General features: G+C 52.8%; 15 protein-coding genes, 3 tRNA genes and 4 rRNA genes. 15 read left to right on the top strand and 7 right to left on the bottom strand.

The window, feature by feature from the left end; genetic code table 11:
* Positions 1-70: 70 nt before the first annotated feature.
* From msrP to AC6I8K_RS16935, 15 genes are all read left to right on the top strand, one after another.
* Complete coding sequence (gene msrP / locus AC6I8K_RS16865; protein ID WP_497827110.1) at positions 71-1075, top strand: protein-methionine-sulfoxide reductase catalytic subunit MsrP; 1005 nt, start codon at positions 71-73, stop codon at positions 1073-1075.
* Positions 1076-1678: a protein-methionine-sulfoxide reductase heme-binding subunit MsrQ gene (gene msrQ / locus AC6I8K_RS16870; protein ID WP_483816322.1), complete on the top strand. Its 603-nt coding sequence runs from the start codon at positions 1076-1078 to the stop codon at positions 1676-1678.
* Positions 1679-1910: 232 nt separating this feature from the next.
* Positions 1911-2363, top strand: a complete 453-nt coding sequence (aroQ, locus tag AC6I8K_RS16875) for a type II 3-dehydroquinate dehydratase (protein WP_064738350.1) — start codon at positions 1911-1913, stop codon at positions 2361-2363.
* A 21-nt stretch (positions 2364-2384) separates the two neighbouring features.
* Positions 2385-2852, top strand: a complete 468-nt coding sequence (accB, locus tag AC6I8K_RS16880) for an acetyl-CoA carboxylase biotin carboxyl carrier protein (RefSeq protein ID WP_007891968.1) — start codon at positions 2385-2387, stop codon at positions 2850-2852.
* An 11-nt stretch (positions 2853-2863) separates the two neighbouring features.
* A complete protein-coding gene (accC, locus tag AC6I8K_RS16885) occupies positions 2864-4213 on the top strand; it encodes an acetyl-CoA carboxylase biotin carboxylase subunit (protein ID WP_008101999.1) in 1350 nt (449 codons plus the stop codon).
* Positions 4214-4285: 72 nt separating this feature from the next.
* Positions 4286-4528 carry a YhdT family protein gene (locus tag AC6I8K_RS16890; RefSeq protein ID WP_008102001.1) on the top strand — a complete coding sequence of 81 codons (243 nt, stop codon included), beginning with the start codon at positions 4286-4288 and terminating at the stop codon, positions 4526-4528.
* Positions 4518-5963 (top strand): sodium/pantothenate symporter, encoded by a 1446-nt coding sequence (gene panF, locus AC6I8K_RS16895; RefSeq protein WP_064738348.1) that lies wholly within the window; start codon positions 4518-4520, stop codon positions 5961-5963. Before AC6I8K_RS16890 ends, panF begins: the two co-directional genes overlap by 11 nt.
* A 12-nt stretch (positions 5964-5975) precedes the next feature.
* The gene (gene prmA / locus AC6I8K_RS16900; protein WP_064738347.1) at positions 5976-6857 is read left to right on the top strand and encodes a 50S ribosomal protein L11 methyltransferase; all 882 of its coding nucleotides are present in this window, start codon (positions 5976-5978) and stop codon (positions 6855-6857) included.
* Between the two features lie 188 nt (positions 6858-7045).
* Positions 7046-7789 (top strand): carbonic anhydrase, encoded by a 744-nt coding sequence (locus AC6I8K_RS16905; RefSeq protein WP_497827111.1) that lies wholly within the window; start codon positions 7046-7048, stop codon positions 7787-7789.
* A 310-nt stretch (positions 7790-8099) separates the two neighbouring features.
* Entirely contained in the window at positions 8100-9065 is a 966-nt protein-coding gene (dusB, locus tag AC6I8K_RS16910) for a tRNA dihydrouridine synthase DusB (protein ID WP_064738345.1), read from the top strand.
* A gap of 24 nt (positions 9066-9089) precedes the next feature.
* On the top strand, positions 9090-9386 hold the full coding sequence (fis, locus tag AC6I8K_RS16915; RefSeq protein ID WP_007891954.1) for a DNA-binding transcriptional regulator Fis: 297 nt from the start codon (positions 9090-9092) through the stop codon (positions 9384-9386).
* Positions 9387-9927: 541 nt separating this feature from the next.
* A complete protein-coding gene (locus AC6I8K_RS16920) occupies positions 9928-10953 on the top strand; it encodes an amino acid ABC transporter substrate-binding protein (protein WP_064738344.1) in 1026 nt (341 codons plus the stop codon).
* Between the two features lie 66 nt (positions 10954-11019).
* The gene (locus AC6I8K_RS16925) at positions 11020-12198 is read left to right on the top strand and encodes an amino acid ABC transporter permease (protein ID WP_064738343.1); all 1179 of its coding nucleotides are present in this window, start codon (positions 11020-11022) and stop codon (positions 12196-12198) included.
* A gap of 15 nt (positions 12199-12213) precedes the next feature.
* Positions 12214-13314 carry an amino acid ABC transporter permease gene (locus tag AC6I8K_RS16930; protein ID WP_064738342.1) on the top strand — a complete coding sequence of 367 codons (1101 nt, stop codon included), beginning with the start codon at positions 12214-12216 and terminating at the stop codon, positions 13312-13314.
* Between the two features lie 8 nt (positions 13315-13322).
* Positions 13323-14084: an amino acid ABC transporter ATP-binding protein gene (locus AC6I8K_RS16935; protein ID WP_064738341.1), complete on the top strand. Its 762-nt coding sequence runs from the start codon at positions 13323-13325 to the stop codon at positions 14082-14084.
* Positions 14085-14245: 161 nt separating this feature from the next.
* Here AC6I8K_RS16935 and rrf (AC6I8K_RS16940) read toward each other — a convergent pair.
* The 7 genes from rrf (AC6I8K_RS16940) to AC6I8K_RS16970 all read right to left on the bottom strand — a co-directional run bounded on the left by rrf (AC6I8K_RS16940) (position 14246) and on the right by AC6I8K_RS16970 (position 19846).
* Positions 14246-14361: ribosomal RNA gene (gene rrf / locus AC6I8K_RS16940) — 5S ribosomal RNA — on the bottom strand.
* A 33-nt stretch (positions 14362-14394) separates the two neighbouring features.
* Positions 14395-14470, bottom strand: a tRNA-Thr gene (locus AC6I8K_RS16945).
* Between the two features lie 14 nt (positions 14471-14484).
* A 5S ribosomal RNA gene (gene rrf / locus AC6I8K_RS16950) occupies positions 14485-14600 on the bottom strand.
* 227 nt (positions 14601-14827) lie between these two features.
* Positions 14828-17736, bottom strand: a 23S ribosomal RNA gene (locus tag AC6I8K_RS16955).
* A 200-nt stretch (positions 17737-17936) separates the two neighbouring features.
* Positions 17937-18012: transfer RNA gene (locus AC6I8K_RS16960), tRNA-Ala, on the bottom strand.
* A 142-nt stretch (positions 18013-18154) separates the two neighbouring features.
* Positions 18155-18231, bottom strand: a tRNA-Ile gene (locus tag AC6I8K_RS16965).
* Positions 18232-18304: 73 nt separating this feature from the next.
* Positions 18305-19846: ribosomal RNA gene (locus tag AC6I8K_RS16970) — 16S ribosomal RNA — on the bottom strand.
* The 16S, 23S and 5S rRNA genes sit together here with 3 tRNA genes alongside, the layout of an rRNA operon.
* Positions 19847-20246 lie beyond the last annotated feature (400 nt).

Consider the following 20246-nt stretch of genomic DNA (forward strand, 5'->3'; position numbering starts at 1 on the left):
CCCGGTAAATTCGCGCCCGACGCTGAAGTTGAGCATGCTGATTTTAACTTACTATTCACAGGAGAACGTCATGAACCTGAAGCACTTGCTCACAGAGGCCGACGTCACGCCAGAAAGCGTCTTTAATATGCGCCGCCGCCAGGTACTGAAAGCGTTAGGATTAGGCGCAGCAGCGGCCAGTTTGCCAGGCACGGCGCAAGCCGATGTGCTGAGCTGGTTTAAAGGTAATAACCGCCCGCCCGCACCCGCCGGCAGAGATTTAGATTTTACCAAACCGGCCGAGTGGCAGGCCGATTTGCCGCTCACGCCCTTTGATAAGGTGTCGGGTTACAATAACTTTTACGAATTTGGTCTGGATAAAGCCGATCCTGCCGCCAATGCTGGAACGCTAAAAACCGATCCGTGGAAACTGCGCATTGAAGGCGAAGTGGCCAAACCGATAACGCTGGATATGGATGACATCTTCAAGCGTTTCGCGATGGAACAGCGCATCTACCGTATGCGCTGCGTTGAAGCGTGGTCGATGGTGATCCCGTGGGTCGGCTTCGAGCTCAACCAGCTGCTTAAGCTGGCCGAACCCACCAGCAACGCACGCTTCGTCGCCTTTGAAACCCTGTACGCACCGGACCAAATGCCAGGCCAAAAAGATCGCTTTATCGGCGGCGGGCTGGATTATCCCTATGTTGAAGGTTTGCGCCTTGATGAAGCGATGCATCCGCTGACGCTGTTGAGCACCGGCGTATATGGCAAAGCGTTGCCACCGCAGAATGGCGCGCCGATTCGGCTGACGGTACCGTGGAAATATGGCTTCAAAGGGATTAAATCGATTGTAAAAATCACACTGACTCGCGATCGTCCGCCAACCACCTGGAGCCAGATCGCCGCCAATGAGTACGGTTTCTACGCCAATGTAAACCCGCATGTGAATCATCCGCGCTGGTCTCAGGCTACTGAACGCTTTATTGGTGCGGGCGGCATTTTAAAGGTTGATCGCCAACCTACGCTGCTGTTCAACGGCTACGCGAAAGACGTCGCTTCACTGTATCGCGGCCTGGATTTACGGGAGAACTATTGAGTGCGCCTCTCTTTACGCCACATCACCGCCCTGAAAGTCGCGCTGCATCTGGCGGCTTTTCTGCCGTTTGTTTATCTGTTTATGGCGGCAACGCAGGGCTGGCTGAGCGCTGATCCGGCAAAAGATATCCAGCATTTTACGGGCAGAATGGCGCTAAAGTTGCTGCTTGCCACGCTGCTGGTTAGCCCGCTGACGCGCTACCTGAAACAACCGCTGCTGATTCGTACGCGCCGTTTACTCGGCGTGTGGTGTTTCGCCTGGGCGAGCCTGCACCTCACCAGCTATTACCTGCTGGAACTTGGCTACGATCATCTGCTTTTACTTGGCAGCGAGCTGGTTTCCCGTCCTTATTTGTTACTGGGGATGATCAGTTGGACCATTCTCTTCGCCCTTGCGATCACGTCCTTTCAGCGCATGCAGCGCAAACTCGGTCGTCGCTGGCAAACGCTGCATAACGGCATCTATCTGGTCGCGATCCTCGCGCCTATCCACTATCTTTGGTCTGTGAAAGTCCTCTCACCGCAGCCAGTGATCTACGCCGTACTGGCTATTGCGCTGTTAGCGTGGCGTTACAATAAGTTGCGTAAACTCCTCCACAGATAATCCCCGTATGGTTGTGTTCTTCCCGCGATTTCTGTTAAAAAGTGTGGCCTTCGGGCCGCATTCGATCAACTTCGCAGATAAGACCAGTATTTTGCTGCGAATGTCGACGAAACGGATATAATGCCCGGCTTTATTGCAAGCGAAGTCTTCTTTTTCATCCGCAAGGGTGACAAACGCGAGATGCCGCGGTATTTTACGCGATGCCTTACTGATTGCAGGAGATAGCAGCAAGATGGCGCACAAATTTCACATACTGCTTTTAAACGGTCCCAATTTGAATTTACTGGGAACGCGCGAGCCTGATAAGTATGGTCATACTACGCTGGCGCACATCGTCGGCGATTTGACGCAGCAGGCCGATCAGCACCATGTGAAATTGAGTCATTTGCAATCGAACGCAGAGTATCAGTTGATTGACCGAATCCACGAAGCCCGCGGCAACGTGGATTACATCATCATCAATCCTGCTGCGTTCACGCATACCAGCGTTGCACTGCGTGATGCCCTGTTGGCGGTTAGCATTCCTTTTATCGAGGTGCATCTCTCAAATGTGCATGCACGCGAGCCGTTCCGACATCACTCCTATCTTTCCGATGTATCTGCCGGCGTCATCTGTGGACTTGGCGCTGATGGATACTCTTGGGCTTTACAAACGGCAGTAAAACGCCTGTCACATTCCAATTAAACAGAGTACGGAACCACACTCATGGATATTCGTAAAATTAAGAAACTGATCGAACTGGTTGAAGAGTCTGGCATTTCCGAGCTGGAAATCTCAGAAGGCGAAGAGTCCGTTCGTATCAGCCGTTCACCTGCAAATGCCGGCTACCCGATGATGCAGCAAGCTTACGCTGCGCCAATGATGCAGCAGCCTGCACTGGCAACCGCTGTAGCCCCGGCCGCGCCGGTGGCAGCAGAAGCAGCTAAACCAGAGATCAGTGGCCACATCGTGCGTTCACCGATGGTCGGTACCTTCTATCGCACCCCAAGCCCAGACGCGAAAGCCTTCATTGAAGTTGGCCAGAAAGTAAATGCCGGCGACACCCTGTGCATCGTTGAAGCGATGAAAATGATGAACCAGATCGAAGCCGATAAATCCGGCGTTGTGAAGGCGATTCTGGTCGAAAGCGGCCAACCGGTTGAATTTGACGAGCCGCTGGTCATCATCGAATAACGAGGCGAAGCATGCTGGATAAAATTGTCATTGCTAACCGTGGTGAGATCGCGCTGCGCATTCTGCGTGCCTGCAAAGAGCTGGGCATTAAGACTGTTGCCGTACACTCCACCGCGGACCGTGACCTGAAGCACGTGCTGCTGGCGGACGAAACCGTCTGCATCGGCCCGCCACCTTCAGTCAAAAGCTACCTGAACATCCCGGCACTGATCTCCGCCGCTGAAATTACCGGCGCGGTCGCTATCCATCCGGGTTATGGCTTCCTTTCTGAGAACGCCGATTTCGCCGAGCAGGTTGAGCGCTCAGGCTTTATCTTCATCGGCCCGAAAGCCGACACCATCCGCCTGATGGGCGATAAAGTGTCTGCGATCACCGCGATGAAGAAAGCCGGCGTGCCAACCGTGCCAGGCTCTGATGGTTCGCTGACCGACGACATGGAAAAAAACCGTGCCTTCGCTAAGCGCATCGGTTATCCGGTGATCATCAAAGCGTCTGGCGGCGGCGGCGGTCGCGGTATGCGCGTAGTGCGCAGCGACAAAGATCTTGAGCAATCCATCAACATGACGAAAGCGGAAGCCAAAGCGGCTTTCAACAACGACATGGTGTACATGGAGAAGTATCTCGAGAATCCACGCCACATTGAGATTCAGGTACTGGCCGACGGCCAGGGCAACGCTATCTATCTGGCCGAACGTGATTGCTCAATGCAGCGTCGTCACCAGAAAGTGGTTGAAGAAGCACCCGCGCCAGGCATCACGCCGGAACTGCGTCGCTACATCGGCGAACGCTGCTCTAAAGCCTGTATCGACATCGGTTATCGCGGTGCGGGTACGTTCGAGTTCCTGTACGAAAATGGTGAGTTCTACTTCATCGAGATGAACACCCGTATTCAGGTGGAACATCCGGTGACCGAGATGATCACCGGCGTCGATCTGATCAAAGAGCAGCTGCGTATCGCTGCGGGTCAACCGCTGTCGATCAAACAGGAAGACGTGGTGATTCGCGGTCATGCGGTGGAATGCCGTATCAACGCCGAAGATCCTAACACCTTCCTGCCAAGCCCAGGCAAGATTACGCGCTTCCACGCGCCGGGCGGCTTTGGTGTGCGTTGGGAATCGCATATCTATGCCGGCTACAGCGTGCCACCGTACTACGATTCCATGATTGGTAAGCTAATTACCTACGGCGAAAACCGTGACGTGGCAATCTCGCGCATGAAGAATGCGCTGGCGGAACTGATCATCGACGGCATCAAGACCAACATTGAGCTGCAGATGAAAATCATGTCCGATGAAAACTTCCAGCAGGGTGGCACCAACATCCACTATCTGGAGAAGAAACTCGGCCTGCAAGAGAAGTAATTGCAGCGCAGAGCAAAGCAGAGGCCGGTTAACTCCGGCCTTTTTCATTTTTGTTGCCTTTGAGGTTACATAATGGATTGGCGTTTTTTACAAGCGAACAAAGAGGCGCGCTGGTCATTTTATCTGACGTTGGCCTACCTTGCCGTTTGGGGACTTTCTGCCTGGTTAGGTGGCAATGAGATCGGCTTCTTTGGCTTACCAAGATGGTTTGAGCTTTCGTGTCTATTCGCCCCGCTACTGTTTATTGTGTTGTGCTGGCTGATGGTGCGCGTGCTATTCCGCGACATGTCGCTGGAGGATAACGATGGACTCTGAAATCATTCTTCCGCTGTTGGCCTACCTGGTGCTGATCGCCGCACTGTCGGTGTTTGCTATGCGCAAGCAACGTCAGGGCAACTTCCTGAGCGAATACTTCCTCGGCAGCCGTTCGATGGGCGGCTTTGTATTGGCAATGACCATCACCACCACGTATATCAGCGCCAGTTCGTTTATTGGTGGACCTGGCGCGGCCTATAAATATGGCCTCGGATGGGTGCTGCTGGCGATGATTCAGGTACCGGCCGTCTGGCTCTCGCTGGGCGTGTTAGGGAAAAAATTCGCGATTCTGGCGCGCCGCTACAATGCCGTCACGCTCAACGATATGTTATATGGCCGCTACGGCAGCACACTGCTGATCTGGCTATCCAGCATTAGTCTCTTAGTCGCCTTTATTGGCGCAATGACCGTGCAATTTATCGGCGGCGCGCGCCTGCTTGAGACGGCGGCGGGCATTCCTTACGATACCGGCCTGCTGATTTTCGGTGGCACCATCGCGCTCTACACTGCTTTCGGCGGCTTCCGCGCCAGCGTGTTAAACGATGCCATGCAAGGCCTGGTGATGCTGATCGGCACTTTCCTGTTGCTGTTCGCGGTGATTCATCATGCCGGCGGATTAGCCTCTGCGGTGACCAAACTGCACAACATCGATCCGCAGCTGACGTCACCGGAAGGTGTTGGCAATGTCATCAACCCAACCTTCCTCAGCTCCTTTGCCGTGCTGGTGTGTTTTGGGGTGATTGGTCTGCCTCATACCGCCGTACGCTGTATTTCTTATAAAGACAGCAAAGCCATGCATCGCGGTATCGTGCTCGGCACCATCGTCGTGGTGATCCTGATGTTCGGCATGCATCTGGCCGGCGCACTGGGACGCGTAATCCTGCCGGATCTCACCATTCCCGATCGCGTGATTCCTGCGCTAATGATCACCGTTTTGCCGCCGATGGCTGCAGGTGTCTTTCTGGCTGCGCCAATGGCGGCCATTATGTCGACCATTAACGCGCAGTTGCTGCAATCCTCCGCTACGCTGATCAAAGATCTCTACCTGCGTATTGCACCGCAACACAGTGAAAATGAGGCGCGCCTGCGCCTGTTGTCGGGCACTATCACTTTCGTGCTTGGCGTGCTGCTGCTGCTGGCGGCGTGGAATCCACCCGATATGATTATCTGGCTGAATCTGCTGGCATTTGGTGGTCTTGAAGCGGTATTCCTGTGGCCGCTGGTACTGGGCTTGTATTGGGAGCGCGCCAACTCCACGGGCGCAATCAGCGGCATGCTGGTCGGTGCCGGTTGCTACACGCTGCTTGCCAGCCTGAATATTGAATGGTGGGGTTTCCACCCAATCGTTCCTTCATTGATCTTAAGCCTGCTGGCCTTCCTGGTGGGTAATCTGTTTGGCCGCACGCCTGCAACACATGCTGCGGCACTGGAATAAAAGAGAAACACTATGCCTTGGATTCAAATCAAAATTAATAGCACTGGCGAAAACGCCGAAACCCTGAGCGATGCGCTAATGGATGTCGGTGCTGTGTCAGTCACTTTCCAGGATACTCACGACAATCCGGTTTACGAGCCGCTGCCGGGTGAAACGCTGCTGTGGGGCGATACCGATGTCATCGGCCTGTTCGATGCCGAAACCGAGATGAGCGATGTGGTGGCCGAGTTAAGCCAGCACCCGCTGCTGGGATCCGCGTTTCGTCATAAGATCGAACAGATCGAAGATAAAGACTGGGAGCGCGAATGGATGGATAACTTCCACCCGATGCGTTTCGGTGAGCGTTTGTGGATCTGCCCGAGCTGGCGTGATGTGCCGGATCCTTCAGCGGTTAATGTGATGCTCGATCCGGGCCTTGCGTTTGGCACCGGCACACATCCCACCACTTCACTGTGTTTAACCTGGCTCGACGGGCTGGATCTGCAGGGTAAAACGGTGATCGATTTTGGCTGTGGATCGGGCATTCTCGCCATTGCTGCGCTGAAGTTGGGTGCCGCGCAAGCCATTGGTATTGATATCGATCCGCAGGCGATACAGGCTAGCCGCGATAACGCCGAACGTAATGGCGTCTCCGAGCGTTTGGCGCTCTATCTGCCCCATCAGCAGCCAGAAAACCTGCAGGCGGATGTGGTGGTCGCCAACATCCTCGCGGGTCCGCTGCGCGAGCTGGCACCGTTGATCAGCGTGCTGCCGAAAACCGGTGGCCACCTTGGATTGTCCGGCGTGCTGGCGAGCCAGGCCGAAGGCGTGTGTGAAGCTTATGTTGAACGCTTCGATTTGGATCCGGTTGCCGAAAAAGAGGAGTGGTGCCGCATCACCGGCGTGCGTCGCTAAGTCACGTTCTCATTCCCGCATGTCGGCCCGAAGCCGGGCAGGCATGCGTCTCGCCACAAAAAGGGCAAAAAAACCAAGCCTTGTCTGGTTCTTCCCTGCAAACGGCATTACAGAGTAGTCATTTCCACCTCGCCACGTATTATCTGCTGCACGCCGCTTGCCGGTCCCCTTTTTAGTCGAGATTTAGCATGAAAACCGCCCTCTTGCTTAGCGCCATGTTGTCCTTCAGCATCGGTGCAAACGCCGCATCGGCCCCCACCGCACCGCACTGGAGTTATGAAGGCAGCGCCGGCCCAGAACACTGGGGCGAACTCTCCGCCGATTTCAAAACCTGCCATAACGGCAAGTTTCAATCGCCCATTGATATCCGTAATACCATTGAAGGCCGCCTGCCGCCCCTTAGGCTAGAGTTCCACACTGCGGCTGAAAAACTGGTGAATAACGGTCATACCGTGCAGGTGGATGTGGATGATGAAGATAACTTTATGCTGGATGGCGAGATCTTCCGCCTCAAGCAATATCACTTCCACACGCCAAGTGAGAACCAAATCAACGGCCACGCTTATCCCCTCGAAGCGCATTTCGTCCATGCGAACGCCGATGGCGAAATTGCAGTGATTGCCGTGATGTTCGAAGTAGGTAAAGAAAACAGCGCCCTTAACCCGCTTATTGCTGCCATGCCTAAGCAGGAAAATCAGGCTGTGGAGGTGAAGCAGCGGATGGATTTAACTCCGCTCTTCCCAACCGATCGTCACTATTATCGTTTCAGCGGTTCGCTTACCACGCCTCCTTGCACCGAAGGCTTGCGCTGGTTGGTGATGAAGCAGCCCGTCACGCTTTCTCAATCACAGCTGCAAGCATTCCAGCAGGCGTTAAAAAACGCCAACAACCGTCCGCTGCAACCGTTGCATGGTCGCCTGATTGTTGAATAACCTTCGGATAACCTCTGAACGGACAAATTAGTACAATTAATAATCGAAATGCCGTCATTTCTCTGGCTAATTACCGGATGTGGCGGTTTTTATTTTGTGATTATGCTCATGTTTTAAGAAAAATTTTTGTACACAATTTCATCGTATTTTCATAAGCACTTGAATTATAAAGATTAATATCATTTACCCGCGCCTTCAGGCAGATTCCCTGGAACCTTGACGGCGAATTGTTCAAAGTTTGGCCTTTCATCTTTTTTAAAAAATGCGTAATATACGCCGCCTTGCGAACAGTTAGGGTCACTTCTTTTTCATGCGCATTGGACAATATCAGCTACGTAATCGACTCATTGCTGCGCCTATGGCCGGAGTATCCGATAAGCCATTTCGCACCCTGTGTTATGAGAACGGCGCCGGTATGACCGTCTCCGAGATGCTGTCATCTAACCCGGAAGTTTGGGCCAGTGACAAATCACGTTTGCGTATGGTGCATAGTGACGAGCCTGGGATTCGTGCCGTGCAAATTGCCGGTTGCGATCCTGATGAGATGGCTGCCGCCGCGCGCATTAATGTGGTGTCTGGCGCGCAGGTTATCGATATCAACATGGGCTGCCCGGCCAAAAAAGTGAATCGTAAGATGGCAGGTTCAGCACTGCTGCAACATCCGCAACTGGTGGAGTCGATTCTCACCGCGGTCGTAAATGCAGTTGATGTACCGGTTACGCTGAAGATTCGCACCGGCTGGGACAAAGAAAATCGTAATTGTGTAGAGATTGCCCAATTGGCTGAACGCTGTGGCATTCAGGCTCTCACCATTCATGGCCGCACGCGCGCCTGTTTGTTTGAGGGATTTGCTGAATATGACAGCATTCGGACAGTTAAGCAGAGCGTTTCCATTCCGATCATTGCGAATGGCGACATTACTGACCCGCATAAAGCCAGAGCGGTGCTCGACTATACCGGAGCCGATGCTCTTATGGTTGGCCGTGCCGCTCAGGGAAGACCGTGGATCTTCCGGGAAATCCAGCATTATCTGGACACAGGGGAGCTGCTGGCACCGAAGCCGCTGGCTGAAGTGAAGCAAATGCTGATTGGACATATACGGGAGCTGCACGACTTTTACGGTCAGCGCAAAGGATACCGTATTGCCCGAAAACACGTTTCTTGGTACTTGCAGGAAAGTGCTCCTGATGACCAGTTTCGGCGCACATTCAACGCCATAGAGGATGCCAGCGAACAGCTGGAGGCGTTGGAGGCATACTTCGAAAATCTTGCGTAAACGAAATAAAGAGCTGAAAGAACTATGTTCGAACAACGCGTAAATTCTGACGTACTCACCGTTTCTACCGTTAACTCTCAGGATCAGGTGACCCAAAAGCCACTGCGTGATTCGGTTAAACAGTCACTGAAGAACTATTTTGCTCAACTGAACGGTCAGGATGTGAGTGACCTGTATGAGCTGGTATTGGCAGAAGTCGAGCAGCCTCTGTTGGACATGGTGATGCAGTACACCCGTGGCAACCAGACCCGTGCAGCTCTGATGATGGGTATCAACCGCGGTACCCTGCGTAAGAAGCTGAAAAAATACGGCATGAACTAATCAGTTCGTTGCTGCGATAACGCCAGCCTTATGGCTGGCGTTTTTGTTTCTGCTGCGCGGAAAGTCTCCTGACGTTAGCAACGCATGAAACAATTGGCGCGATAATGGTAACGATAGTTGCAATTGCATCAGTAATTTTTTCCCCTCTCAGCAGCGTTTTTTGCCTCCACTTATTACTCGCGTCTCTCTCCTTTCATTACACCTAAGCTGCTCAACGTGTGATCATTACCCGCTTCACCCGTAAGCGTACAAACTCATACATCCTCTCCTGAGCGTTAGCTCACACTGCTTCCATATAGTGAAACTTTTTGCACTATTTGTGATCGTGTCGTCTCGTCATGCTGCCTTTTGGTGCGCCATATTAGTCAGAATCTTCTGAGTGCTTCAGGTTATTAAAAGATCTTTCCAAAGAATTCAGGATTCTGCAAACCTGGCATCAGGTTTGCAGAGTTGTGGATGGCTAACCACCACAGACAGAAAAAGCGCACAGTAAAGTGCGTGCAAACATAACAACACACGATATCGCCACACAGGATGCTTTATGAAAAAGATGATGCTTTCCACTCTGGTTGCTGCAGCCTCGCTGTTCGCTGTTGCTCAACAAGCGCACGCTGGCACCACGCTGGATGCCATTAAGAAGAAAGGTTTTGTACAGTGCGGCATCAGTGACGGCCTGCCAGGCTTCTCTTATGCTGATTCTAACGGCAAATTCACCGGTATCGATGTGGATGTATGCCGTGCAGCCGCTGCTGCGGTATTTGGCGATGCAACCAAAGTGAAATATACCCCGCTGACCGCGAAAGAGCGCTTCACCGCGCTGCAATCGGGCGAAGTGGACATCTTGTCTCGTAACACCACCTGGACCTCATCGCGCGATGGCGGCATGGGCTTCCTGTTTGCAGGGGTGAACTATTACGACGGTATCGGCTTCCTGACTCACCAGAAAGCAGGTTTGAAAAGTGCTAAAGAGCTGGATGGTGCCACCGTGTGTATTCAGGCCGGTACTGATACCGAGCTGAACGTGGCTGACTACTTTAAAACCCATAAAATGCAGTACACACCGGTCACCTTCGACCGCTCTGACGAATCGGCTAAGGCGCTCGACAGCGGCCGTTGCGACACCCTTGCTTCTGACCAATCTCAGCTGTATGCGCTGCGTATTAAACTTGGCAAGCCAGACGAGTTCATCGTACTGCCAGAAGTGATCTCCAAAGAGCCGCTGGGTCCAGTTGTGCGTCGCGGTGATGACGATTGGTTCACCATCGTTAAATGGTCGCTGTATGCCATGCTGAACGCGGAAGAGATGGGTATCAGCTCTAAAAATGTCGATGACATGGTGGCGAAGCCAACTACACCGGATATGGCACATTTGCTGGGCGCGGAAGGTGATTTCGGTAAAGACCTGAAGCTGGATAACAAGTGGGCTTACAACATCATCAAACAAGTCGGTAACTATCAGGAAGTGTTCGATCGTAACGTTGGCAAAGATAGCGCACTGAAAATTAAGCGCGGTCAGAATGCGCTCTGGAATCAGGGCGGCATCCAGTACGCTCCGCCAGTGCGTTAATTTCGTCCTGCCAGTCGGGCACCGCATCCTGCGGTGCCCACGCGTAATCTTCACTGAGGTTTTAACATGTCGCAACGCCCAACCGTAAAAAGGGATTTTTCGTTCGGTAATCCTACGGTTCGCGCCTGGCTTTACCAGATCGTCGCGATTGTTGCCGTGCTTGCTGTGGTGGGATATTTGATCCACAACACCGTAATCAACCTGGCCAATCGTGGCATCACTTCCGGATTCGGGTTTCTTGATCGCAGTGCCGGCTTCGGCATTGTCCAGCACCTGATCGATTACACCGAAGGCGATACTTACGCGCGCGTGTTTATGGTGGGGTTAACCAACACCCTGCTGGTTTCTGCGCTGTGTATTGTGTTTGCCTCAATTCTTGGCTTTGCTATCGGTCTGGCGCGTTTGTCAGAAAACTGGCTGCTGCGTAAGCTCTCAACCATTTATATTGAGACCTTCCGTAATATCCCGCCGCTGCTGCAAATCTTCTTTTGGTACTTTGCGGTTCTGCGTAACCTGCCCGGCCCTCGTCAGGCGCTAAACGCTTTTGATATGGCATTCGTCAGCAATCGCGGTTTGTATATCCCATGGCCAGAATATGCGCCCGGTACCTGGCCATTCCTGATCGCATTGGCATTAGCGGTGCTTGGTTGCGTGGCGCTGTTCCGTTATAACCGCAAATATCAGTTAAAAACCGGTCAACTGCGTCGCACCTGGCCAGCTGCGGTTGGACTTGTGGTGTTACTGCCGCTGATTGCGCATACCTTGTTTGGCGCTGCTATGCATTGGGATGTGCCGGAACTGCGTGGGTTTAACTTCCGCGGCGGTTTCGTGATGATACCTGAGCTCGCCGCGTTGACCCTCGCGCTGTCGGTTTATACCTCATCATTTATCGCTGAAGTGATTCGCTCGGGGATTCAGTCGGTACCTCATGGTCAAAGTGAAGCCGCACGTTCGCTCGGTTTGCCCAATCCAGTGACCATGCGCCAGGTGATCATCCCGCAGGCAATGCGCGTGATCATCCCACCACTGACCAGCCAGTATCTCAATATCGTGAAAAACTCATCGCTGGCGGCCGCTATCGGCTATCCAGACATGGTTTCGCTGTTTGCCGGTACCGTGCTGAACCAAACCGGTCAGGCGATTGAAACCATCGCGATTACCATGGCGGTATACCTGATTATCAGCCTGATCATTTCACTGCTGATGAACCTCTATAATCGCAAAATTGCGCTGGTTGAGCGTTAAGAGAACGGGATCATTATGTCTGTTACTACACATGAAACACCGCCGATTCCGACCCATCCACTCAGCAAGGCTTGGCTTTGGGCGCGCAAAAATCTGTTCTCCAGCTGGCTGAATACGCTCCTCACCCTATTCAGCATCTGGCTGATCTGGAACGTGATTCCTCCGGCTCTGAACTGGCTGGTATTTCAGGCTAACTGGATTGGCGAGACGCGCGCAGACTGCACAAAAGAAGGTGCTTGCTGGGTGTTTATCCATGCACGCTTTGGCCAGTTTATGTATGGGCTTTATCCACATGAGTTGCGCTGGCGCATCAATCTGTCGCTGGTCATCGGCTTACTCTCGATCGTTCCGATGTTCATCAAATCGATGCCACGTCGCGGTCGCTATATCGCCTGCTGGGCGTTGGTATATCCGATTGTGGTTTGGTTCTTGATGTACGGGGGCTATTTCGGTTTAGAGCGCGTAGAGACTCGCCAATGGGGCGGTCTGACATTGACGCTGATTATCGCTTCAGTGGGGATTGCCGGCGCGCTGCCTTTAGGCATTTTATTGGCGCTGGGACGCCGATCTGAAATGCCGGTGGTGCGTACACTGTCGATCATCTTCATTGAGTTCTGGCGTGGTGTACCGCTGATTACCGTGCTGTTTATGTCGTCGGTAATGTTGCCGCTGTTCATGGCGGAAGGCACTACGATCGATAAACTGGTGCGTGCACTGGTTGGCGTGATCTTGTTCCAGTCCGCTTATGTCGCGGAAGTGGTGCGCGGCGGTTTGCAGGCGCTGCCGAAAGGCCAATATGAAGCGGCTGAATCACTGTCACTGGGCTACTGGAAAACCCAAATGCTGGTGATTTTACCGCAGGCGCTCAAGATGACCATTCCCGGCCTCGTGAATACCATCATTGCACTGTTTAAAGATACCAGCCTGGTGATCATCATCGGTCTATTCGATCTCTTCAGTAGCGTGCAGCAAGCCACCGTTGACCCAACATGGTTGGGTATGTCGACGGAAGGCTATGTCTTTGCTGCCATGGTTTACTGGATTTTCTGTTTTAGCATGTCGCGCTATAGCCAGTATCTGGAAAAGCGTTTTCACACCGGGCGTGCATCGCACTGAGGTTTAACATGACACAAACTATGACTAATGCGGCTGATGCCATGATGATTACACTCGAAAACGTCAATAAATGGTACGGCCAGTTCCATGTACTGAAAGACATCAACTTAAAAGTGAAACCACGCGAACGTATCGTACTGTGCGGGCCTTCAGGTTCGGGTAAATCGACGACTATTCGTTGCATTAATCACCTGGAAGAACATCAGCAAGGCCGTATCGTAGTTGATGGGATCCATTTGAATCATGATATCCGCAATATCGAACGCGTTCGCACCGAAGTAGGCATGGTTTTCCAGCATTTTAATCTTTTCCCTCATCTTACCGTTCTGCAAAACTGCACGCTGGCACCAATATGGGTGCGTAAAATGCCGAAGAAAGAAGCGGAAGAGCTGGCTATGCATTACCTTCAGCGTGTACGTATCGCCGAGCATGCGCACAAGTTCCCCGGTCAACTCTCAGGGGGACAGCAGCAACGTGTGGCAATCGCCCGGTCACTCTGCATGAAGCCGAAAATTATGCTGTTTGATGAGCCAACATCCGCGCTCGATCCAGAAATGGTCAAAGAAGTGCTCGATACGATGATTGGCCTGGCAGAAGATGGCATGACGATGCTGTGCGTTACGCATGAAATGGGCTTTGCGCGCACCGTGGCGGATCGCGTGATCTTTATGGATCGCGGTGAAATTGTGGAAGAGGCGCCGCCACAGGAGTTCTTTGCTAACCCGAAATCAGAACGTACGCGTGCATTCCTGTCGCAAGTTATTCATTGATGTTCAGTCAGTTAAGTTAACAATCGCCTCTGCTGTAAAGCAGGGGCTTTTTTATATCTGTGGTTTTAAGGGTTGCGAAGCGTTGATTTCGTAGCGGTAGCATGACTTTTTGAAACATACAAAAAAACCCTGAACTTTCGTTCAGGGCTTCTGTGTTTGATGCCTGGCAGTTCCCTACTCTCGCATGGGGAGACCCCACACTACCATCGGCGCTACGGCGTTTCACTTCTGAGTTCGGCATGGGGTCAGGTGGGACCACCGCGCTAAAGCCGCCAGGCAAATTCTTTTAAACCGAACTCATGCCTATAACTGGTGCTGATACCCAGAGTCGAACTGGGGACCTCACCCTTACCAAGGGTGCGCTCTACCAACTGAGCCATATCAGCACGCTAAATTTGATGCCTGGCAGTTCCCTACTCTCGCATGGGGAGACCCCACACTACCATCGGCGCTACGGCGTTTCACTTCTGAGTTCGGCATGGGGTCAGGTGGGACCACCGCGCTAAAGCCGCCAGGCAAATTCTTTTCGCTCTGTCCTGTGTCTTTTACGCTGCTGCTGCGTTGGCCGCACTCGCGCTACTCCGTCACATACCCTCGTATGCTCCGTCGTATCGTCTCGTTTGCCGCCTTGCTTCAGCGCAAAATCCTTCGGACTTAACTCCGCAGGACAAAACTGGATTCTTTATCCGTTAAAACAAGCTGAAAATTTCAGGTCTCTCAGACCAAAACGCCTCTGGCGTTGTAAGGTTAAGCCTCACGGGTCATTAGTACCGGTTAGCTCAACGCATCGCTGCGCTTACACATCCGGCCTATCAACGTCGTAGTCTTCAACGTCCCTTCAGGACTCTCAAGGAGTCAGGGAGAACTCATCTCGGGGCAAGTTTCGTGCTTAGATGCTTTCAGCACTTATCTTTTCCGCACTTAGCTACCGGGCAATGCCATTGGCATGACAACCCGAACACCAGTGGTGCGTTCACTCCGGTCCTCTCGTACTAGGAGCAACCCCCCTCAATTCTCCAGCGCCCACGGCAGATAGGGACCGAACTGTCTCACGACGTTCTAAACCCAGCTCGCGTACCACTTTAAACGGCGAACAGCCGTACCCTTGGGACCTACTTCAGCCCCAGGATGTGATGAGCCGACATCGAGGTGCCAAACACCGCCGTCGATATGAACTCTTGGGCGGTATCAGCCTGTTATCCCCGGAGTACCTTTTATCCGTTGAGCGATGGCCCTTCCATTCAGAACCACCGGATCACTATGACCTGCTTTCGCACCTGCTCGAGCCGTCACTCTCGCAGTCAAGCTGGCTTATGCCATTGCACTAACCTCCTGATGTCCGACCAGGATTAGCCAACCTTCGTGCTCCTCCGTTACTCTTTGGGAGGAGACCGCCCCAGTCAAACTACCCACCAGACACTGTCCGCAGCCCGGATTACGGGCCTACGTTAGAACATCAAACATTAAAGGGTGGTATTTCAAGGTTGGCTCCACGCAGACTGGCGTCCACGCTTCAAAGCCTCCCACCTATCCTACACATCAAGGCTCAATGTTCAGTGTCAAGCTATAGTAAAGGTTCACGGGGTCTTTCCGTCTTGCCGCGGGTACACTGCATCTTCACAGCGATTTCAATTTCACTGAGTCTCGGGTGGAGACAGCCTGGCCATCATTACGCCATTCGTGCAGGTCGGAACTTACCCGACAAGGAATTTCGCTACCTTAGGACCGTTATAGTTACGGCCGCCGTTTACCGGGGCTTCGATCAAGAGCTTCTCCTTGCGGATAACCCCATCAATTAACCTTCCGGCACCGGGCAGGCGTCACACCGTATACGTCCACTTTCGTGTTTGCACAGTGCTGTGTTTTTAATAAACAGTTGCAGCCAGCTGGTATCTTCGACTGGCTTCGGCTCGGGGAGCAAGTCCCTCTACCTACGCGCCAGCGTGCCTTCTCCCGAAGTTACGGCACCATTTTGCCTAGTTCCTTCACCCGAGTTCTCTCAAGCGCCTTGGTATTCTCTACCTGACCACCTGTGTCGGTTTGGGGTACGATTTCGTGTTACCTGGAGCTTAGAGGCTTTTCCTGGAAGCAGGGCATCAGTTACTTCACCACCGTGGTGGCTCGTCGTCACGCCTCAGCCTTAAGACACCCCGGATTTACCAAAGGTGTCAGCCTACACGCTTAAACCGGGACAACCGTCGCCCGGATAACCTAGCCTTCTCCGTCCCCCCTTCGCAGTAACACCAAGTGCAGGAATATTAACCTGCTTCCCATCGACTACGCTTTTCAGCCTCGCCTTAGGGGTCGACTCACCCTGCTCCGATTAACGTTGAACAGGAACCCTTGGTCTTCCGGCGAGCGGGCTTTTCACCCGCTTTATCGTTACTTATGTCAGCATTCGCACTTCTGATACCTCCAGCATGCCTCACAGCACACCTTCAACGGCTTACAGAACGCTCCCCTACCCAACAACGCATACGCGTCGCTGCCGCAGCTTCGGTGCATGGTTTAGCCCCGTTACATCTTCCGCGCAGGCCGACTCGACCAGTGAGCTATTACGCTTTCTTTAAATGATGGCTGCTTCTAAGCCAACATCCTGGCTGTCTGTGCCTTCCCACATCGTTTCCCACTTAACCATGACTTTGGGACCTTAGCTGGCGGTCTGGGTTGTTTCCCTCTTCACGACGGACGTTAGCACCCGCCGTGTGTCTCCCGTGATAACATTCTTCGGTATTCGCAGTTTGCATCGGGTTGGTAAGCCGGGATGGCCCCCTAGCCGAAACAGTGCTCTACCCCCGAAGATGAGTTCACGAGGCGCTACCTAAATAGCTTTCGGGGAGAACCAGCTATCTCCCGGTTTGATTGGCCTTTCACCCCCAGCCACAAGTCATCCGCTAATTTTTCAACATTAGTCGGTTCGGTCCTCCAGTTAGTGTTACCCAACCTTCAACCTGCCCATGGCTAGATCACCGGGTTTCGGGTCTATACCCTGCAACTTAACGCCCAGTTAAGACTCGGTTTCCCTGCGGCTCCCCTATACGGTTAACCTTGCTACAGAATATAAGTCGCTGACCCATTATACAAAAGGTACGCAGTCACCCCCATAAATGAAGGCTCCCACTGCTTGTACGTACACGGTTTCAGGTTCTGTTTCACTCCCCTCGCCGGGGTTCTTTTCGCCTTTCCCTCACGGTACTGGTTCACTATCGGTCAGTCAGGAGTATTTAGCCTTGGAGGATGGTCCCCCCATATTCAGACAGGATACCACGTGTCCCGCCCTACTCTTCGAACTCACAGAATGTGCACTTTCGTGTACGGGGCTATCACCCGGTATCGCGCGACTTTCCAGACGCTTCCACTAACGCACAAACTGATTCAGGTTCTGGGCTGTTCCCCGTTCGCTCGCCGCTACTGGGGGAATCTCGGTTGATTTCTTTTCCTCTGGGTACTTAGATGTTTCAGTTCCCCAGGTTCGCCTCGCAACACTATGTATTCATGTTGCGATGATGCACTGAGTGCACCGGGTTTCCCCATTCGGACATCGTCGGCTGTAGCGGTTCATATCACCTTACCGACGCTTTACGCAGATTAGCACGTCCTTCATCGCCTCTGACTGCCAGGGCATCCACCGTGTACGCTTAGTCGCTTAACCTCACAACCCACAGGCGTTTTGCAACGCTGCAGACTGCAGGCATTGAGAGACTCGAACATGTCGTTATTCATTTCTTATTACGGAGAAATGAACCAACACGTCGTTTCAATTTTCAGCTTGTTCCGGATTGTTAAAGAGCATAATACTTCGCAGCACGCCGTTGCCGGCACGCTCTGAAGTATTGTTTTGAGTCACTGTAATGGTGGAGCTAAGCGGGATCGAACCGCTGACCTCCTGCGTGCAAGGCAGGCGCTCTCCCAGCTGAGCTATAGCCCCATACAGTTACTGCAGAGACCACTACTACCACTCACCAGGAGTCCCGCTTTTACAAACGGTCATTTCTTTTCAGGCAAGGCAAAGTGTCGCGACGTATAGTTCACTATACGAGCGGCGCTTTAACGCAGCATGAGAAGAAATTTGGTAGGCCTGAGTGGACTTGAACCACCGACCTCACCCTTATCAGGGGTGCGCTCTAACCACCTGAGCTACAAGCCTGTAGAGGTTTTTTCTGCTCGTTACTTTCTATCAGACAATCTGTGTGAGCACTACGCGGGAAGGTATCTTCAGGTAAGGAGGTGATCCAACCGCAGGTTCCCCTACGGTTACCTTGTTACGACTTCACCCCAGTCATGAATCACAAAGTGGTAAGCGCCCTCCCGAAGGTTAAGCTACCTACTTCTTTTGCAACCCACTCCCATGGTGTGACGGGCGGTGTGTACAAGGCCCGGGAACGTATTCACCGTAGCATTCTGATCTACGATTACTAGCGATTCCGACTTCACGGAGTCGAGTTGCAGACTCCGATCCGGACTACGACGCACTTTATGAGGTCCGCTTGCTCTCGCGAGGTCGCTTCTCTTTGTATGCGCCATTGTAGCACGTGTGTAGCCCTACTCGTAAGGGCCATGATGACTTGACGTCATCCCCACCTTCCTCCAGTTTATCACTGGCAGTCTCCTTTGAGTTCCCGGCCGAACCGCTGGCAACAAAGGATAAGGGTTGCGCTCGTTGCGGGACTTAACCCAACATTTCACAACACGAGCTGACGACAGCCATGCAGCACCTGTCTCAGAGTTCCCGAAGGCACCAAAGCATCTCTGCTAAGTTCTCTGGATGTCAAGAGTAGGTAAGGTTCTTCGCGTTGCATCGAATTAAACCACATGCTCCACCGCTTGTGCGGGCCCCCGTCAATTCATTTGAGTTTTAACCTTGCGGCCGTACTCCCCAGGCGGTCGACTTAACGCGTTAGCTCCGGAAGCCACTCCTCAAGGGAACAACCTCCAAGTCGACATCGTTTACGGCGTGGACTACCAGGGTATCTAATCCTGTTTGCTCCCCACGCTTTCGCACCTGAGCGTCAGTCTTTGTCCAGGGGGCCGCCTTCGCCACCGGTATTCCTCCAGATCTCTACGCATTTCACCGCTACACCTGGAATTCTACCCCCCTCTACAAGACTCTAGCCTGCCAGTTTCGAATGCAGTTCCCAGGTTAAGCCCGGGGATTTCACATCCGACTTGACAGACCGCCTGCGTGCGCTTTACGCCCAGTAATTCCGATTAACGCTTGCACCCTCCGTATTACCGCGGCTGCTGGCACGGAGTTAGCCGGTGCTTCTTCTGCGGGTAACGTCAATCGGTAAGGTTATTAACCTCACCGCCTTCCTCCCCGCTGAAAGTACTTTACAACCCGAAGGCCTTCTTCATACACGCGGCATGGCTGCATCAGGCTTGCGCCCATTGTGCAATATTCCCCACTGCTGCCTCCCGTAGGAGTCTGGACCGTGTCTCAGTTCCAGTGTGGCTGGTCATCCTCTCAGACCAGCTAGGGATCGTCGCCTAGGTGAGCCATTACCCCACCTACTAGCTAATCCCATCTGGGCACATCCGATGGTGTGAGGCCCGAAGGTCCCCCACTTTGGTCTTGCGACGTTATGCGGTATTAGCTACCGTTTCCAGTAGTTATCCCCCTCCATCGGGCAGTTTCCCAGACATTACTCACCCGTCCGCCACTCGTCACCCAAGGAGCAAGCTCCTCTGTGCTACCGTTCGACTTGCATGTGTTAGGCCTGCCGCCAGCGTTCAATCTGAGCCATGATCAAACTCTTCAATTTAAGTTTGATTTGCTTAAACAAGTTAAGCGATGCTCATCTGTAAAACGTCATAATGAATTTCATTATGTGTTCACTCGTGAGACTTGATATTTTTTTGCGTCCGGAGACGCTGATATCAATCCTGCGAGTGCCCACACAGATTGTCTGATAAATTGTTAAAGAGCGTTGCGAGCAGCGGGTTAACCGTCTGTCGCGAGGTGGCGTATACTACGCTTTCCTCCTTCAGAGTCAAACACTTTTTTCAGCGTTTTCATCCGGCGGGGTGAATTTCTTCACTCCCTGCTGAGCCGTCTGCGTTGCCGCTTTGCCGTCTCAGTGGTGGCGCATTATAGGGATCCGAGTTTTTTGCACAACCCCTTTTTTCGATCTTTTTAATCGACTGGCGAGTTTTCATTCTTTT

It is taken from the genome of Pantoea sp. X-Soil-ISGK-421 (assembly GCF_059730785.1).

Coding starts and splice junctions, on each gene's coding strand:
- msrP (WP_497827110.1), top strand. CDS start 71: ATGAACCTGAAGCACTTGCTCACAGAGGCCGACGTCACGCCAGAAAGC.
- aroQ (WP_064738350.1), top strand. CDS start 1,911: ATGGCGCACAAATTTCACATACTGCTTTTAAACGGTCCCAATTTGAAT.
- accB (WP_007891968.1), top strand. CDS start 2,385: ATGGATATTCGTAAAATTAAGAAACTGATCGAACTGGTTGAAGAGTCT.
- accC (WP_008101999.1), top strand. CDS start 2,864: ATGCTGGATAAAATTGTCATTGCTAACCGTGGTGAGATCGCGCTGCGC.
- AC6I8K_RS16890 (WP_008102001.1), top strand. CDS start 4,286: ATGGATTGGCGTTTTTTACAAGCGAACAAAGAGGCGCGCTGGTCATTT.
- panF (WP_064738348.1), top strand. CDS start 4,518: ATGGACTCTGAAATCATTCTTCCGCTGTTGGCCTACCTGGTGCTGATC.
- prmA (WP_064738347.1), top strand. CDS start 5,976: ATGCCTTGGATTCAAATCAAAATTAATAGCACTGGCGAAAACGCCGAA.
- AC6I8K_RS16905 (WP_497827111.1), top strand. CDS start 7,046: ATGAAAACCGCCCTCTTGCTTAGCGCCATGTTGTCCTTCAGCATCGGT.
- dusB (WP_064738345.1), top strand. CDS start 8,100: ATGCGCATTGGACAATATCAGCTACGTAATCGACTCATTGCTGCGCCT.
- fis (WP_007891954.1), top strand. CDS start 9,090: ATGTTCGAACAACGCGTAAATTCTGACGTACTCACCGTTTCTACCGTT.
- AC6I8K_RS16920 (WP_064738344.1), top strand. CDS start 9,928: ATGAAAAAGATGATGCTTTCCACTCTGGTTGCTGCAGCCTCGCTGTTC.
- AC6I8K_RS16925 (WP_064738343.1), top strand. CDS start 11,020: ATGTCGCAACGCCCAACCGTAAAAAGGGATTTTTCGTTCGGTAATCCT.
- AC6I8K_RS16930 (WP_064738342.1), top strand. CDS start 12,214: ATGTCTGTTACTACACATGAAACACCGCCGATTCCGACCCATCCACTC.
- AC6I8K_RS16935 (WP_064738341.1), top strand. CDS start 13,323: ATGACACAAACTATGACTAATGCGGCTGATGCCATGATGATTACACTC.